Raw genomic sequence first — 14,755 nt, 5'->3', positions numbered from 1 at the left:
CGGCAGTCTGGATTGCTTCGCTACGCTCGCAATGACGAGCAGTAGGGCCTGCAAAACAAGAAGGAAATCACCCCATGCAAGACAACGACAATCTCACCATCGAACGCCCGACCTTCGTCACCCATCTCGAATGCGCGATGGAAGGCGATCATTATGCTGCCGATCAGGTCCACAACCTCTCCAAGGCCGGCAAGCCCCTTTTGGTGCGCTACGACCTCGCCGGTGTGAAGAATGCGCTGACCAAGGAGGCGCTTAGCCACCGCCCCGCCGACATGTGGCGCTACCGCGAGCTGCTGCCCGTGCGTAAATGCAAGGACATCGTCTCGCTCGGCGAAGTCACCACGCCGCTGATCCGGTTGCCCAAACTCGGCAAGAAGCTCGGCGGCGGCGAGATCATCGTCAAGGACGAGGGGCGGCTGCCGACCGGCTCGTTCAAGGCGCGCGGCCTCGTGATGGCGGTGTCGATGGGCAAGGCGCTCGGCATCAAGCACATGGCGATGCCGACCAACGGCAATGCCGGCGCGGCGCTCGCGGCTTATGCGACCTCCTGTGGCATCAAGACCACGATCTTCTGCCCGGCCGATACGCCTGAGGTGAACGTCAGCGAGATCGAGCTTCAGGGCGCGACCGTCTACCGCGTCAACGGCTATATCGACGATTGCGGCAAGATCGTCGGCGAGGGCAAGGCGAAAGTTGGCTGGTTCGACACCTCGACCTTGAAGGAGCCGTACCGGATCGAAGGCAAGAAGACGATGGGACTTGAACTCGCCGAGCAGCTCGGCTGGGACGTGCCCGACGTGATCTTCTATCCCACCGGCGGCGGCACCGGCCTGATCGGCATGTGGAAGGCCTTCGACGAGCTCGAGAAGATCGGCTTCATCGGCAGCAAGCGCCCGCGCATGGTCGCGGTGCAGGCCTCCGGCTGCGCGCCGATGGTGCGCGCCTATGAGGCCGGCACCGAGCATGCGACGCGCTGGGAGGACGCTCACACCATCGCGTCAGGCATTCGCGTGCCGCAGGCGATCGGCGACTTTCTCATTTTGCGCGCGGTGCGCGAGAGCAAGGGCTTTGCCATTGCAGTCGACGACGACAAGATCTCTGCCGCGCTGAACGAGGTCGCGCGCGAGGAGGGGCTGTTGCTCTGCCCCGAAGGTGCTGCGACCTACGCCGCCTACAAGGACAGCCTCGCCGACGGCCGCGTCTCGAAGGGTGACCGCGTGATGCTGTTCAACTGCGCCACCGGCCTGAAATACCCGCTGCCGCCGGTCAACCGCACGCTCGATCGCCACAAGCCGATCGACTATTCGCAGTTCTAGCGCGGCATTTCGGCTCTTCACGAACGATCCCTCTTCCCGTACGCGGGAAGAGACAAAAACAACAATGGCATTGCTGGGGAGACAACAATGAAGGCCGCCTGGGCTGCGCTGGTTGCTATTCTCGCTGTTGCAGGCGCCGCGCGCGCCGATGACTATCCCTCGCGTCCGATCACGATCATCGTGCCCTTCGCCGCCGGCGGTCCGTCGGATGCGATGGCACGAGTGCTTGCCGAGCGGATGCGAACGGCGCTCGGCCAGCCGCTGGTGATCGAGAACGTCACTGGCGCGGGCGGCTCGATCGGCGTCGGCCGTGCCGTGCATTCGGCCCCCGACGGCTACACGATCTCGTTCGGCCATCTCGGCACCCACGTTGCCAACGGCGCCGTCTACAAGCTCAATTACGACCTGGTCGCGGACCTCGAGCCGGTGGTGCTGCTGCCGAGCAATCCGATGATCGTCGTCAGCAAGAACGCGGTGCCCGCGACCTCGCTGAAGGAGCTGCTGGACTGGCTGAAGTCGCGGCCTTCGCCGCCGACCGCCGGCACCGCCGGCGCCGGCTCGGGCAGCCACATCGCCGGGGTCTATTTCGAGAGCGTCAGCGGCATCAAGCTGCAATACGTGCCGTATCGCGGCACCGCGCCCGCCCTGAACGATCTCATCGCTGGCCAGATCGACGTCATCGTCGACCAGACCTCGAACTCCATCAACCAGGTCCGCGCCGGCACCATCCGCGCCTATGCCGTCACCGATGACAAACGCCTCGCGTCGGCGCCCGACGTCCCGACGGCGGAGGAGGCGGGCCTGAAGGGTTTCAACATGACGCTCTGGTCCGGCATGTGGGTGCCCAAGGGCACGCCGAAGGCGATCGTCACCAAACTCAATGCCGCAGCCGTGGAAGCGCTGAACGATCCCGGCGTGAAGAAGCAGCTCGAAAGCCAGGGGTTGGAGATGACACCGCAGGATCAGCTCACGCCCGAAGCCCTCGGCGCGCGCCAGAAGGCGGAGATCGCGAAGTGGTGGCCAATCATCAAGGCGGCGAACATCAAGGTGGAGTGAGCGCCGTGTCGCCAGGGCTCGGCGCCGGCGTATCACGTCTCGGTTTGATCGGGGCTGGGCAGGGCCATCCGCAGACATTCAAGCAGAGCGGGCGTGGAGAACGGCTTCGCGAGAAAGCAGATAGCGCCCGCTTTCAGCGCGCGGTCGCGCACGGCATCGTCGGGAAAAGCCGTCATGAAGATGAAGGGCGTGTGGTGGCCGAGGCTGCGCATGTGCGTCAAGAGCTCAAGGCCGCCCATCAACGACATCTGCACATCCGCGATCACGCAGGACGTCGTCTTCAGTTCGGCCGATTGAAGAAATTCGTCAGCGGAGCGAAAGATGTTGACCGTGTATCCCCGCGACGTCAGCAGATTATTGGTCGCAAGGCGGACTGATCGATCATCGTCAATGACGGAAATGGCCAAGGGGATTGACAAGATGATCGCTCCTGATCGGGGAGCCGCCGATCACGGTGCCGCACTTGGCGAAAGTGAGCCCTTGGAGCGAGCTTGAAAAGCATACTTAGGTTTGCACCTTTCCGCCCGGGCGTGAGATTCCGAGCGCCTCCACCATTCTGACGAGATCGGCCAACGACTTGGCGCCCATTTTCCGCATGATCTGCCCACGATAGATCTTGACGGTAATCTCGGCCAATCCAAGCTCGGCCGCGACCTGCTTGTTCATCAGGCCGGATGCCACCAGAGTGAGGATGTCGCGCTGGCGCGCGCTCAAACCCTCGAAGCGGGACCGCACTCCCGCGACCGACTCCTCGGCATTGCGTCGCTTGCGATCCCGTTCGATCGCGGCCCGAACCGCATCCAGCATGTCCTGGTCGCGCACCGGCTTGGTCAAAAAATCGATGGCGCCGCTTTTCATGGCCCTGACGGTCATCGGAATATCACCATGACCGGTGATGAAGATAATGGGCGTGTGAATGTTCGCCTTCGCGAGGTCCGACTGCAGGTCAAAGCCGCTTGAGCCCGGCAGGCGGATGTCGAGCACAAGGCAGCTGGGGACCGCCGGTGGCTTGGCTTCCATGATCTCCGCCGCGGAGCCGAAAGCCTGGACCTTGAGGCCGACGGATTGAAAGAGGTTGGTGAGCGCACGGCGCATCGATGGATCGTCGTCGACGATCAAGACGATCGGATCGTCGGAGCTCGTCTGCACCGTCGCCGCCTTGGGAATGTCGGTCACGACGTGTCCTCGATCGGCAAGGGCAGGGCAATCTGGAATGTTGCTCCGCTTCCGTCATTGGGAAAGGCCGAGAGCCGGCCCGCATGAGCCTCGATGATCGATCGGCAGATCGACAGTCCCATCCCCAGGCCGCTCGGCTTTGTCGTGAAGAAAGGTGTGAAGATGCGCTCGGTCGCGCCGTTGCCGAGGCCGACACCGCGATCGGTCACGGTCAGGAGCATGCGGCCTTCGCCGTGCTCGCTCACCTGGCTGGAGCGGATCGCAAGTTCGCGCGGGCGTTCCACATTGGCGTGCATGGCTTCAATCCCGTTCATGACCAGGTTGATCAGCACCTGCTGGAGCTGGATCCGGTCGCCGCAAACCCTGGGTAGAGCGGACGCCAGCTCCATTCGCATCGACACGGCATGGGTGGCAAGCTCGCGGCGGACGAGCGCCACCGTCTCCCTGACGAGCTGGTTCATGTCGACCGGAGCCATCTCGATCTCGGTCTTCTTCGCAAGCGCTCTGATCCGGCGGATCACCTCGCTGGCGCGATTAGCGTCCTCGACGATCCATTCCACGGAACGGCGCGCGGCATTCAGGTCGGCCGGTTCGCGGTCGAGCCATCCGATGCAGGCATCCGCATTGGAGATCACGGCGGCCAAAGGCTGATTGATCTCATGGGCGATCGAGGCCGTGAGTTCGCCGAGCATCGTGACACGCGTAACGTGAGCAAGCTCGGCTTGCGCCTTGCGCAGTGCTTCTTCGGCCTGCTCGGCGCGGATCGCCGCCGTCACGTCGCTGCTGACGCCACGATAGCCGAGAAAGTTGCCGTTCGCGTCGTGCAAGGGCTTGCCGCTGGTGCGCACGTAGATCGGAGATCCGTTGCGATCCTTGCTTCGGTAGACCAGGTCGCGAAACGGAAGGTGGGCATCGAGTGTCGCGCGATGCCGCTCCCACTTCTCGGGCTCGAGCTCGGCATCGGGCGGAATGTCCCAACGGGCGAGGCCGATCACGCCCGTGGGCACGGGACCGGCCGTGTCGGCATGTTCCGAAATCCGTGTGATACGGTGGTCCGGCCCGCTCTCCCAAAACCAGTCCGAGGCGGTTTCGGCATAGTCGCGAAATCGCTGCTCGGACAGCTTGAGCTCGTCAAAGGCGTTTTGCAGCGCTTGTCTTGCGGCAAACTGCTCGGTGACATCGACGTGGGTGCCGATGATCTCCGTCACATCGCCGTCCCCGCCGACGACGGGATGCCCCTCCGTATGGACGTGTCGTACCGAACCGTCCGGACGCACAATCCGAAAATCAACTTCGAAAGGCTGCTTTTGCCGGATTGCCTGACGTTCCACATCGACGATCCGCTTAAAGTCTTCGGCGAGGATCCGTTGTTGGAAGGCCTGCGCCGACAGATCAATCTGGTCCGGGTTAAATCCGAACAGGCGATAGAGTTCGGCCGATCGGTAAGCGAATTCCTGACGGCGCACGTCCCAGGCCCAGCTGCTCGTATGGCTGAGGCGCTGGGCTTCGGTTAGATAGGCTTCGCTGCGACGCAGTCGCTGTTCGGTTTCCTTTGCCGTAGTGACGTCAGTGACCGCTCCGACAAACTCGATGTGGCCGGATCCATGTCTCACCGCGCGTGCCACGGAATGGAGATATTTGATGGATCCATCGGGCATCAGCAGACGATATTCATGGTCGAAATCGCCGACGTCACGGAAGGCCCGATCAAGGGTCTTGCTGACCGCATTGCGATCTTCCGGATGGATGCGCTGGAAAACAAAATCGAGCGTCGGTTTGACCTGCGGGTCACGTTGGAAGATGCGAAAGGTCTCCCTGGACCAGACGGCCTCGCGGGTTGCCAGGCTCAGGCCGAAGCTGCCGGTGCGGCTCAACTCCTGCGCTTGGGCAAGGTAGGCCTCGCTCTGGCGCAGCGCATCCTCCGCCTCCTTGCGCTGGGTGATGTTTTCGCAGGCGACCAGCACGATCGGCGTGCCGTCGCCGCGCCGCATGGCCTTGGCGTTCTCACGGACCCAGAGAACCGAGCCGTCCTTCCGGATCTTGCGAATCTCCCAGGTGTGCGACTGATCCACGGTTTCCAGGCACAGCCCGACACAGCGACGAACGAAATCGCGGTCCTCTTCGAAAAAGACGTTCAGCACAGATTGGCCGGTCAGTTCGGCCACGCTGTAGCCCAGTTGCGCGGCGCCAAACGTATTCACGTTGAGCACCGTTCCGGCCGGATCGACCATGAAATACATGACCGGATTGTGCTCGAACACTTGTCGCCATTGCTTCACGGCGTCGCGCAGGTCGGCATTGTCCTGCCGCCGGCCCTCTCCAGCCGCAGGTCCGTGTTTCGCTGCATTGCCGAGAGATCGAAGCGCCGCAAGGCCGCCGAGCAGGAATTGCGCGGCCGAATTCCCTAATTTTGCGATCTGGCCAGGCATCATCGCAGGCGTCCCGGCCCGCTTGGGGGCAGGGCGAGTAGAGCACTTTGCGACAGGAGGGGCAATTCCCTCCGACCAAAGCAGGATTCCGAGTCGAGAATTCGCGGGCTCCGTGCAGCTTGCCGCCGTTGCGCCGTCTCGTTGCGGGTAGACGAAACTCCGGAAAATTACCGGACAAACCTATGTATAGGTCGCGCAACCCTAGTCATACGCTGCATTTACCTCCGTACAATTGAGCGGCCCGTCGCATGCGGACTAGTCTCACCGGCAATCCAGTGAAGTCGATCGCGAAGCACGAACCGTCGAGTAGCGCGGCGTCGTGCGCTCAAGAGGCGAGCTTCGCCTCCGCCGGCGTCCGACTTGCCGATGATCTGGCTGGTCACGATTGAGAAGCCGCATTTCGTTGACGAACGTGATGATTGTGCATCAGCGCCCGTGGGGATCCTCGACCGTCAGAGGCGCCCATCAGAGGCCAGGAGGAGAGATCATGTGCGATAAGCCCGAACACTCCGAGCGCCCTTCCGCGGCAAAAAGCTGCGCCGTCTGCAGCGGGAAGTTCGGCCTGATCCGGTATTATTCCTGGCGAGCGCCGCTTTGCTCCCGGAAATGTCTCGATCGCTTCAGGGCGCGCCGCGAACGCGATCGCCGATGGCTGTTTCGGTCTCAGGCGGCGTAAGCACCAGTCACCGGATCCGTCGACACGGTCTACTGCTTTGCGCTCGGAGGTGCCACATGAGGTTCATATTGGTGAACGGCAGGACCCCTTTCCGCAAAACGTTCTGCCTGTGGTGCTGCGAGGAGATCAGCGGCGGCTATCTGCGCGATGCGAAGACGCTGCTGCCCTACTGCGGCTACGAGTGTTACGCGCTTCATGGCGAAGCTGCGCCGCTGATCGAAGGACGCACACGAGCGGCGTCTTGAGCGGATAGGAGAGCGAAACGGGCGGTGGATTTGCCGTCCGGGTGAGAGGGCATCGCTATGAGATTCATGCTCGTCAATCAGGAAGGGCCTCGCCACGGCGGTACCTGCAGCGCGTGCGCGCAACCGTTGGGCGCGAGTTACGTCCGCCATGTGCCCGCTGAGCGGCGGTACTGCGACTATGATTGCTACCGTCGATATCAGCAGACGACGGTGGAAATGCTCTGGCCTTACCGCAGTTCGCTCGAAGCGATCACGGTGTCGAGCTGGAACTGGATACTGCAGACGGGTGCGCTCTCGCGCTCGCTGACGGAAGCATTTCTGCGCGCGTACGAACCCTCTGACCACGGAAGGAGGTGACGGCTCGCCGAACGATGCGGACCCGCGCAGAGAGGTCGGTCGCAGTCACCGCATCCAGCTTCACGCCGCGTCCAGCCCCGGCGTCGCGAAGCTAGGGCGCGGCGGCTGCGGCCGATGCCGTCGGCATCGCGCCCACGTTCGGCGTCGTAACGCGCTGCTCGGACTTCGCCGCGACGACGCTGCTGGCCTCAAACCTCGCACGATAGACCAGCACGTTCTCGATCACGCGCTGGACGTAGTTGCGCGTCTCCGACAGCGGGATGCGCTCGACCCAGTCGACCGGATCGACCTTGGGATCCCTGGGGTCGCCGCGCGCCTGCACCCATTCGCGCACGCGGCCCCGGCCGGCATTATAGCCAGCGAAGGTCATGATCTGATTGCCGCGGTATTCCGACATCAGCGCGCTGAGCTCGGCCGCGCCCATCTGCGTGTTGTAGACGGGATCGGAGACCATCTTGTCCCAGTCATAGGTCAGGCCGAAGCGCTTTGCGGTGTCGCGGCCCGCTTCCGGCGTCACCTGCATCAACCCGACTGCGTTGGCGGCCGATTTGTCGCGCTGGTCGAACGAGCTTTCGGTGCGCGCCACCGAATAGATCACGCTGGGGTCGATCGCGGGCGCGACCTGCTTATGTTCAGGGATGCCGATGGTCGGGAAGGCGTAGTGATCGAGTGCGAGCCCGCGCGCCAGCGCCGACTTGCCGACCTCCAGCATCACGCGCGCATCGTTGCGCCGGCCGGCGAGCTCGCCGAGGGCTTCGAGCGCCGCCACGTCGGTGCTCTCCTTGGCGAAATCCTCGGCGTAGTAAAACACCATGTCGCGCTCACCGACGCCGTAGAGCATGTCGGCGGCGCGCACGCGCTCGTCCGCGGGCGGCGTGTCGACTGCTGCCAGCACGGGCGAGGGCGCGCGCAGTTCGATGCGGTCGAGGCCGAGCCTGGCGCGGGCGAGCTGGCCGTAATAGGCGGTCGGATAGCGCGCCGCGGCCTGATAGCTCAGGCGCGCATCGGCGGTTGCGTTCATCGCCTCCGCCGCGCGACCGCGCCAATAATGCGCGCGCGACAGCGCGATCGGGTTGGCCGAGCCTTCGTCGATCGCGGCGAAATGCGTCATCGCCGCCTTGGGATCATCGAGATAGCGCAGCGCGATCCACCCGCACATGAAGTGATAGTCGACGCGATAGACTTCCATCGCGGGCACGGCCGCCGAGCGCACCACGTCGTAGGCGGTTTTGAACTTGCCCTGGTCGAGCAGCTTTCGCGCGAGCAGGCGGCGCTCGCGCCACCAGGCGTCGGTGTCTTGCGCCGCCATCGTATCGGGCGCGGCGGCCAGGATCACCTCGGCCGCGTCGTCGATGCGGTCATTCTGGAGATGCCATTGCGCGCGGCACAGCACATAGCCGAGGTCGCGGCGCGCCTCGGCCGAGACGTCCTCGAGGTAATCCTTGGCCTTGCTGGCCTTGCCGGTGACGGCGGCGCAGGCCTTGACGATCGCGAGCGCATCCTCGCCGAGCCGCTTGGCTGCGCGCCGCGCACCTGCGTAGTCCTTGGCGCCGAGGCGCTTGTCCATGCGGGCACGATGATCCTCGGTGGTCAGGAGATCGCGAAACGCTTCGTAGGAATCTTCCTCGCTGCGTTCGGACAATTCGTCCGTGCGCCAGGCATCGCGCACCAGACGCTCGGCCCGGTCGCTGTCGCCCTCGGTCATCAGCACGCGGGCGAGTGCGAACTTGCCCTTGGCGCTGGTCGGCCGGTCCATCGTGAATTTGTGCACGGTCGCCGCGTCGGCCTTCTCCTGCCACAGCCGCGCCTCGGCGCGGCGGCGGAGCAGCGCGCTGCTCGGCCAGTCCGGATTGGCGGCGAGGAAGGCGGCGTAGCGCTTGAAATTGGCCGTGCTTTCGGAATGGCGCAGCATGAACCAGTCGGCGAGCTTCTGCCCCGCCGGGTCAGCAATGCGGTCGCGCGCCGCGCTCGCGTCCTCGGTCTTGCCCTTCCGCGCGAGATCGATGGCATCCTTCAGCGCGGCGAGATCGCCAGTCAGTGGCGGGGCTGCCGGATTGTCCGAGGGCGCGTCGTCCTGCTTCTTCGAGTTGCGTTTGGCCTCGGCACGTTTGCCGTGCCGCGCCTTGCTGGCGGAGGCGTGGCGCTGCTTGCCGGCTTTCGCCTCATGCGTCTTCTTCGGCGCGGACGATTTCTGACTGCTCTTCGCTGCCAGCTCGGTAGGGATGAAGGCCAAAGCGGCCACGGCAACGACACACGCGAGCGAGCGTAGGCACTGGTTCATTCCGTGGTCCCCCTGCGAAACCAGTACAAACCAAAGTCCGCGACGAGATGCGGCTCGAGAATCAAAACGGCGTCAAAAATGGTGACACGACGTCGTTTCGCATCTTGAAGCTGTTCCAACAATGCGGCGAAATACGGATGGAGCGAGGGAACTTGTGCAACGGAGGGTCGAGCGGGTTTTCTTTAACCTTCATTAACGAACAAGGCTCGCGCGACGGTTGCGGCGGTTCAGGACGCCACAAGCGGCCAAATTGCGAGTATTCCCGGCGGCAAATCCGTTGTATTGGTTCCAAGGCCTTTCCCCTTCAGCCCATTGTCCCGCGCCCATGCCGATTTTCAACCAGTCGATCCGGCGCAAGATCGTCGGGATTGCGCTCGGCCTCATCATCCTGATGGTCGTCACCGCGATCCTGTCGATGGTGATGTCGAGCCGCGTCGGCCATCTTCTGGATGAGCTGACCGCCCGGTATATTCCGGCTTACGGCCACCTGGCGCGGTCCAATGTGCGTTCGTTGGAGCGGGCGCTGGCGATGCGGCGCATGGTGATCGCCAAAATGCAAACGCCGCCGGACGAGGAGGGCTTTGCGGCGCGGCTGAAGATCTTCAGGGAAACGGACGCCCAGGTCGAGCAGGAGGCCGAAGCCGCGCGAAAGCTGATCAACGCGATCATCAACGATGAGAGCACACCGTCGGACAACGCGGCACTCGCCCGCATCGAGACGCGCATCGAGAATGCAGTCAAGGAGCTTCGCCGCGAACTCGACGAGGAGGACGCCAAGCTGCTCCGGCTGCTCGATGACAAGGACTTTGCGGGCGCGCGCGACGTGCTCGTCCATGTGGAGGCGCTACGCGACCTCTTCACCCAGCGGATCGACGCGATCCGAGCCGACATGCTCTCGCAGGTGTTCGTGAGCACCGCCCAGGTCATCCGCCATCAGCGCCAGGCGATCATCGTCTCGGGCATCGTGACCATCCTCGCGGCGATCGTCGGACTTGCCTTTGCGATCATGGTCTCCACCGGGATCACGCGACCGGTCCGGCTGCTGCTGGCCGGCACCCGCGAGGTCGAGGCAGGCCATTTCGACAAGACTATCAGCGTCTCGACCCAGGACGAGATCGGAGAGCTCGCTGCCGCCTTCAACCGCATGGTCGAGCAGTTGCGCCAGAACGAGCGCATCCGCGAGACTTTCGGCCGCTATATCGATCCCAAGGTGGTTCAGGGCCTGATAGACCGGCCGGAGGTCGCCATCGACGGCCAGCGCCGGGTCATGACCATCATGTTCTGCGATATGAGCGGCTTCACCTCGATGAGCGAGGGCATGACCCCGCGCGGTCTCGTCAGGGTGATGAACCACTATTTCACCGTCATGTCCGGTCCGATCAGGAGCAACCGAGGCATCATCGACAAATACATCGGCGATGCCATCATGTCCTATTGGGGGCCGCCCTTCATCGAGGAGGAGGAGCAGGCTCAGCTTGCCTGCTTCGCCGCGCTCGACATGGCCGACCAGGTGCCCGCGCTCCAGAAGCAGCTCCCGGATCTCCTCGGCATCCGCGCCATGCCGGTGCCGTGCGATCTGCGCATCGGCATCGCCACCGGCGAGGTTTTGACCGGCAGCATCGGCTCCGAGTTGATGATGAGCTTCACCGTGATGGGCGATGCCGTGAACCTCGCCTCGCGCTTGGAAGCCGTCAACAAGACCTATGGCACCCGCATCCTGATCTCGCAGGCGACGGCGGATGCGATCGGCTCACAGCTCGAATTGCGCGAGGTCGATCGTCTTGCGGTCGCCGGCCAAAGCGTGCCGCAAACGATTTTCGAGGTGATGGGCCGGGCAGGCGCGCTGACTGCCGCGCATGAGAGTCTGCGTTCGCACTACGCCGAAGGCCTCGCGGCCTATCGCGCCCGCCGCTTCGACGAGGCCCGTGCCGCCTTCAACGCGGCACTTGAAGCCGTCCCCGGCGACGGCCCCTCGCGCGCACTGCTTGCCCGCATTGCGCAATTCGAGGCCAATCCGCCGGGCGAGGGTTGGGACGGCGCATGGCGGTTGGAGCAGAAATAGCCGGCCGCGCGGAAAAATTGATTCTACTCGATAACGATGTTCGCTGTGACCTATTTCCCGGGCTTAGGTTTGATGTCCTTGAGGCGTTTGACGGGGACACGCCGATGACAGAACTTGAGAACAGGCTCGAACGGTTCGAGACGCTCACCGCCGAATGCGAGCTGATCGCCAGGCTGGCCACCGACAGCACCAAGCGCGAGTTTTATCTGAAGCTATCGGAGCAGTACCGCCAATTGGCCGTGGACATGCGGCAGGCCATCGCGAGCAAGGCTGCGGCCTGACGCCGGCAATCCGTTCTTAACACTTGGCGCGCATCCTCAATGCAGAAGCGGGGACGCCTGCGGCGATTTCCGCTGTGGAAATGCCGAGGCTCGCTGCGGTGCAGCGCGCCTCGCGAGATTGTTTTGTCGTGCCTCACAGGGCGATCCCATGCGCCTCCTCGCGGTCATCATGTTTGGACTCATGACGGCAGCCTGCAACCAGGAGCAGGACATCACCGGCTCGACCCCAGTCTGCGCGATGCGGAACTACAGCTCCTTCAATCCCCGCGACATGACCCAATGCGTTGCCGCCTGCAAGGCGTGCGACCACGGCAACACGGTCACCTGCACCACGTCGTGCACGCTCAAGGGCGCCCATTGAGCCGCTCCGCCTCCTGGTTCGGGGCCGACGGTGTCTTGACGGTTCCTTGACGGTGTCCTTGGCGGTGTCTCGGCACCGGAACGATTCACATGGATTAATCATTGAAGGGATGGCAGGACGCGGAGTCCTTTGGAATGGGTATGCTCGATCCCGGTCGGTTCCTGGTGTCATGCTCTCACTGCGCAGCCTGGCCGATGGCCGCCAATGTAAAACGTTCGAGCTTGTCGGCTTCGCCGAACGAGGTCCGCTTCGTGTGCCCGCGTTGCCGCCGCGAGGAGACCGCGATCATCTCCGCCTCCGGCGAGTTGACGCCGATCCGGCGCGTCGACGTCCCGCCGCGCGACGTCACCGCGGCCTGGGCTCAAGCCCAGCGCGCAAGAGGGCGAGCGTAGCCGGCCCGTTCTAGGACAAGAGGGCGCGTTACCATCTCTCACGACCTCCGATGGGGCAGTTGGAACTGTCGCGGGAGGCGATCCAACCAATGCAATGTGCTAGGATCGCCGGCAGGAGTTCATCCATGCCCCGTCAGATCCTGCCCTCTCACGGCGACCGTTTCCGTCTGTACCCGGTTGCGCCGCGGCTTGCGCCGCTGTTCGGCTTCGCGCTGCTGACGGTGTCATGCGCGCTGGCAAGCTTTGCATTCGCCTGCGCCACGCCATTTGCCGCTTTCGCGGTTGTCGCCGCCGCGATGCTGCCGCTGCGTCCGGCGCTGCTCGTCGTCACCGGCGCCTGGCTGGTCAACCAGACCATCGGTTTCGGCGTGCTGCACTATCCGATCGACACCAGCACCATCGCCTGGGGCTTCGTCATCGGCGCGGCTGCGCTGCTATCGACCGCAGCCGCATCGACGGTCCTCCGTAGGCTGCCACGAGGCCGCACGCCGCTGATGCTGGCGATTGCGTTCGCTGCCGCCTACGCGGTCTACGAGTTCGCGCTGCTTGCCGCGACGCCGGTCCTCGGCGGCGAGGGCGCCTTCACCGCCGCCATCGTTGCGCGCATCGGGCTGACCAGCGCCGTCTGGCTCGCCGGCCTCGTTGCCGCCTGTGAGATCGTCCGCCTGGTCGATCCGTTCGGCCGTGCGACGCGGAACGCGTAGGCGCCTCCAAGGCTTTAAGGTCCGGTCATGGCGATGACCGGACCCAGCGCCGTAAGGCGACCGCTGTCCAGACCGTCTCGACAAACCCAAACGGCCAGGTCCCCTGGAAAAAGCCATAGACCGCGCTGAGCGCGCAGGCTGCCGCGAAGGCCAGCACAAAATGCGGTCCGCGCGGCTCGAGCGCGTAGAACAACAGCATCGCACTGACCGACAGCAGTCCGAAGATCGTGATTGCGTCCATCAGCCGGCCGGAGGCTTCGGCTTCTTGGCGACACCGAGGGCCTGGAAGACAGCGGGCCCCATCACTGGCCACAGCGCGGCCGTCGCGGTCAGAACGGTCGCGGCGCACATTGCAGCCAGCACGGACGATCGGATTTTCAAGCCGCGCGTCCGCGATCGCCAGACGATCCAGCCCCAGGCGCAGATCACGACGGCGATGGACAGTATCGTCATCAGCCCGTGCGCATGGTCGAACACGGCGATCAGGCTGCCTGCACTGGCGAGCACGACAGCGGGCAGGGTAAAGGGAAGCACACAGCACGCCGTGCAGGCTACAGCGACAACCGCGGCCGCGACCGCCGTGCCGGCGGCCTTGCCGCCTCCTGGTTCGGTCCCTGGTTCGATCTTGGCCGCGCAGCCGCATCCTGGCGACGTCTCGGACGGAAGGTTGCAGGACGGTCCTATAACGCTCATGTGATTCTCCTCATACTTGTGCGCCACGGACCGGATCGCTACGCCCTCAAGCCACTTGAGGTTCAAGCGAAAAGTGAGAGCTCCATGAGAATTGGCGTCCTCGCCAAGGCGGCCGGCGTTTCGGTTCCCACCATCCGCTATTGCGAGAGCATCGGTCTTCTGACGCCGTCAGCGCGCCAGGGCGGCCAGCGCGTCTACGGCGGAGAGGCTTTCAAGGCACTCAGTCTCATCCGGCACTGCCGCGAACTGGACTTCTCCATCGACGAGACGCGCGACATCCTCGCATCGGTTCAGCGGCGCTTGCCCTGTAGCGATACGAAGACATTTGCGGAGAAGCATCTCGGATCGATCAGGAAGAAAATTGCGGAGCTGCGGGCACTGGAAGCGACCGTGGCCGCGCTGGTCAGCGGTTGCGAGACGACGTGCTGCGGCAGCGCCGCGCCGGATTGCGTGATCCTGCAGCCCGGATGCGGGGCCGCGTGATCCCGGGTCGCCTTGATCTGACTTTCACGATGCAGTCGCCGTGACCCGTCGGGCAAAACACCCGACCATTTCTTGACATGCTCGTGTCAAGACGGTGTGTCTAAAATATTCCACTTTACCGAAATTCGGAAACGGCGTATGTGTCGGTCATCCCGGCTCATCCTTGAGGGGCGATCTCGTTGTCGTCTTGATTGCGAGCCGGGCTTGCGGTGGACGCGGCAGCGTCGGCATGAGAGGTGCGGG

Annotated in this window: 15 protein-coding genes; 8 read left to right on the top strand and 7 right to left on the bottom strand. The window is 64.0% G+C overall.

Going from position 1 to position 14,755, the window contains the following annotated elements; genetic code table 11:
* The first annotated feature begins 74 nt into the window (after window positions 1–74).
* Window positions 75–1,316, top strand: a complete 1,242-nt coding sequence (locus ABIB91_RS32945; RefSeq protein ID WP_354170794.1) for a threonine synthase — start codon at window positions 75–77, stop codon at window positions 1,314–1,316.
* Between the two features lie 87 nt (window positions 1,317–1,403).
* Entirely contained in the window at window positions 1,404–2,372 is a 969-nt protein-coding gene (locus ABIB91_RS32940) for a tripartite tricarboxylate transporter substrate binding protein BugD (RefSeq protein WP_354170796.1), read from the top strand.
* Between the two features lie 32 nt (window positions 2,373–2,404).
* Here ABIB91_RS32940 and ABIB91_RS32935 read toward each other — a convergent pair whose 3' ends face one another.
* From ABIB91_RS32935 to ABIB91_RS32925, 3 genes are all read right to left on the bottom strand, one after another.
* Window positions 2,405–2,791: a response regulator transcription factor gene (locus ABIB91_RS32935; protein ID WP_354170798.1), complete on the bottom strand. Its 387-nt coding sequence runs from the start codon at window positions 2,789–2,791 to the stop codon at window positions 2,405–2,407.
* A gap of 85 nt (window positions 2,792–2,876) precedes the next feature.
* Window positions 2,877–3,548, bottom strand: coding sequence for a response regulator transcription factor (locus ABIB91_RS32930; protein ID WP_007590631.1), 672 nt, complete (start codon window positions 3,546–3,548; stop codon window positions 2,877–2,879).
* Complete coding sequence (locus tag ABIB91_RS32925) at window positions 3,545–5,980, bottom strand: PAS domain S-box protein (RefSeq protein WP_354170801.1); 2,436 nt, start codon at window positions 5,978–5,980, stop codon at window positions 3,545–3,547. Before ABIB91_RS32925 ends, ABIB91_RS32930 begins: the two co-directional genes overlap by 4 nt.
* A 729-nt stretch (window positions 5,981–6,709) precedes the next feature.
* On the opposite strand from ABIB91_RS32925, the gene ABIB91_RS32920 reads away from it, so the two are divergent.
* Window positions 6,710–6,898: a hypothetical protein gene (locus ABIB91_RS32920; RefSeq protein ID WP_007590634.1), complete on the top strand. Its 189-nt coding sequence runs from the start codon at window positions 6,710–6,712 to the stop codon at window positions 6,896–6,898.
* 448 nt (window positions 6,899–7,346) lie between these two features.
* On the opposite strand, the gene ABIB91_RS32915 is transcribed toward ABIB91_RS32920, so the two are convergent.
* On the bottom strand, window positions 7,347–9,536 hold the full coding sequence (locus ABIB91_RS32915) for a lytic transglycosylase domain-containing protein (RefSeq protein ID WP_354170803.1): 2,190 nt from the start codon (window positions 9,534–9,536) through the stop codon (window positions 7,347–7,349).
* A gap of 325 nt (window positions 9,537–9,861) precedes the next feature.
* Here ABIB91_RS32915 and ABIB91_RS32910 point away from each other — a divergent pair, with 325 nt between their 5' ends.
* The 3 genes from ABIB91_RS32910 (at window position 9,862) to ABIB91_RS32900 (ending at window position 12,240) form a co-directional block, all read left to right on the top strand.
* A complete protein-coding gene (locus ABIB91_RS32910) occupies window positions 9,862–11,598 on the top strand; it encodes an adenylate/guanylate cyclase domain-containing protein (protein ID WP_354170805.1) in 1,737 nt (578 codons plus the stop codon).
* 104 nt (window positions 11,599–11,702) lie between these two features.
* Window positions 11,703–11,879 carry a hypothetical protein gene (locus ABIB91_RS32905; RefSeq protein ID WP_007590638.1) on the top strand — a complete coding sequence of 59 codons (177 nt, stop codon included), beginning with the start codon at window positions 11,703–11,705 and terminating at the stop codon, window positions 11,877–11,879.
* 148 nt (window positions 11,880–12,027) lie between these two features.
* On the top strand, window positions 12,028–12,240 hold the full coding sequence (locus ABIB91_RS32900; RefSeq protein ID WP_007590639.1) for a hypothetical protein: 213 nt from the start codon (window positions 12,028–12,030) through the stop codon (window positions 12,238–12,240).
* 175 nt (window positions 12,241–12,415) lie between these two features.
* Here ABIB91_RS32900 and ABIB91_RS32895 read toward each other — a convergent pair whose 3' ends face one another.
* Window positions 12,416–12,589, bottom strand: a complete 174-nt coding sequence (locus ABIB91_RS32895; RefSeq protein WP_354170808.1) for a hypothetical protein — start codon at window positions 12,587–12,589, stop codon at window positions 12,416–12,418.
* Between the two features lie 168 nt (window positions 12,590–12,757).
* Here ABIB91_RS32895 and ABIB91_RS32890 point away from each other — a divergent pair, with 168 nt between their 5' ends.
* Complete coding sequence (locus ABIB91_RS32890) at window positions 12,758–13,336, top strand: hypothetical protein (RefSeq protein ID WP_354170810.1); 579 nt, start codon at window positions 12,758–12,760, stop codon at window positions 13,334–13,336.
* Window positions 13,337–13,361: 25 nt separating this feature from the next.
* On the opposite strand, the gene ABIB91_RS32885 is transcribed toward ABIB91_RS32890, so the two are convergent.
* Both ABIB91_RS32885 and ABIB91_RS32880 read right to left on the bottom strand, forming a co-directional pair.
* Window positions 13,362–13,577 carry a hypothetical protein gene (locus ABIB91_RS32885; protein WP_354170812.1) on the bottom strand — a complete coding sequence of 72 codons (216 nt, stop codon included), beginning with the start codon at window positions 13,575–13,577 and terminating at the stop codon, window positions 13,362–13,364.
* Window positions 13,577–14,029: a hypothetical protein gene (locus ABIB91_RS32880; protein WP_354170814.1), complete on the bottom strand. Its 453-nt coding sequence runs from the start codon at window positions 14,027–14,029 to the stop codon at window positions 13,577–13,579. The genes ABIB91_RS32885 and ABIB91_RS32880 overlap by 1 nt, the downstream gene beginning before the upstream one ends.
* An 84-nt stretch (window positions 14,030–14,113) precedes the next feature.
* On the opposite strand from ABIB91_RS32880, the gene ABIB91_RS32875 reads away from it, so the two are divergent.
* Window positions 14,114–14,512 (top strand): MerR family DNA-binding protein, encoded by a 399-nt coding sequence (locus ABIB91_RS32875; protein ID WP_354170816.1) that lies wholly within the window; start codon window positions 14,114–14,116, stop codon window positions 14,510–14,512.
* The last annotated feature ends 243 nt before the right edge of the window (window positions 14,513–14,755 follow it).

It is taken from the genome of Bradyrhizobium sp. JR4.3, assembly GCF_040547695.1.
GTDB lineage: Bacteria > Pseudomonadota > Alphaproteobacteria > Rhizobiales > Xanthobacteraceae > Bradyrhizobium > Bradyrhizobium canariense.
Note: the sequence above shows the minus strand (reverse complement) of the source record. Positions and strands in the feature narration are given on the sequence as shown.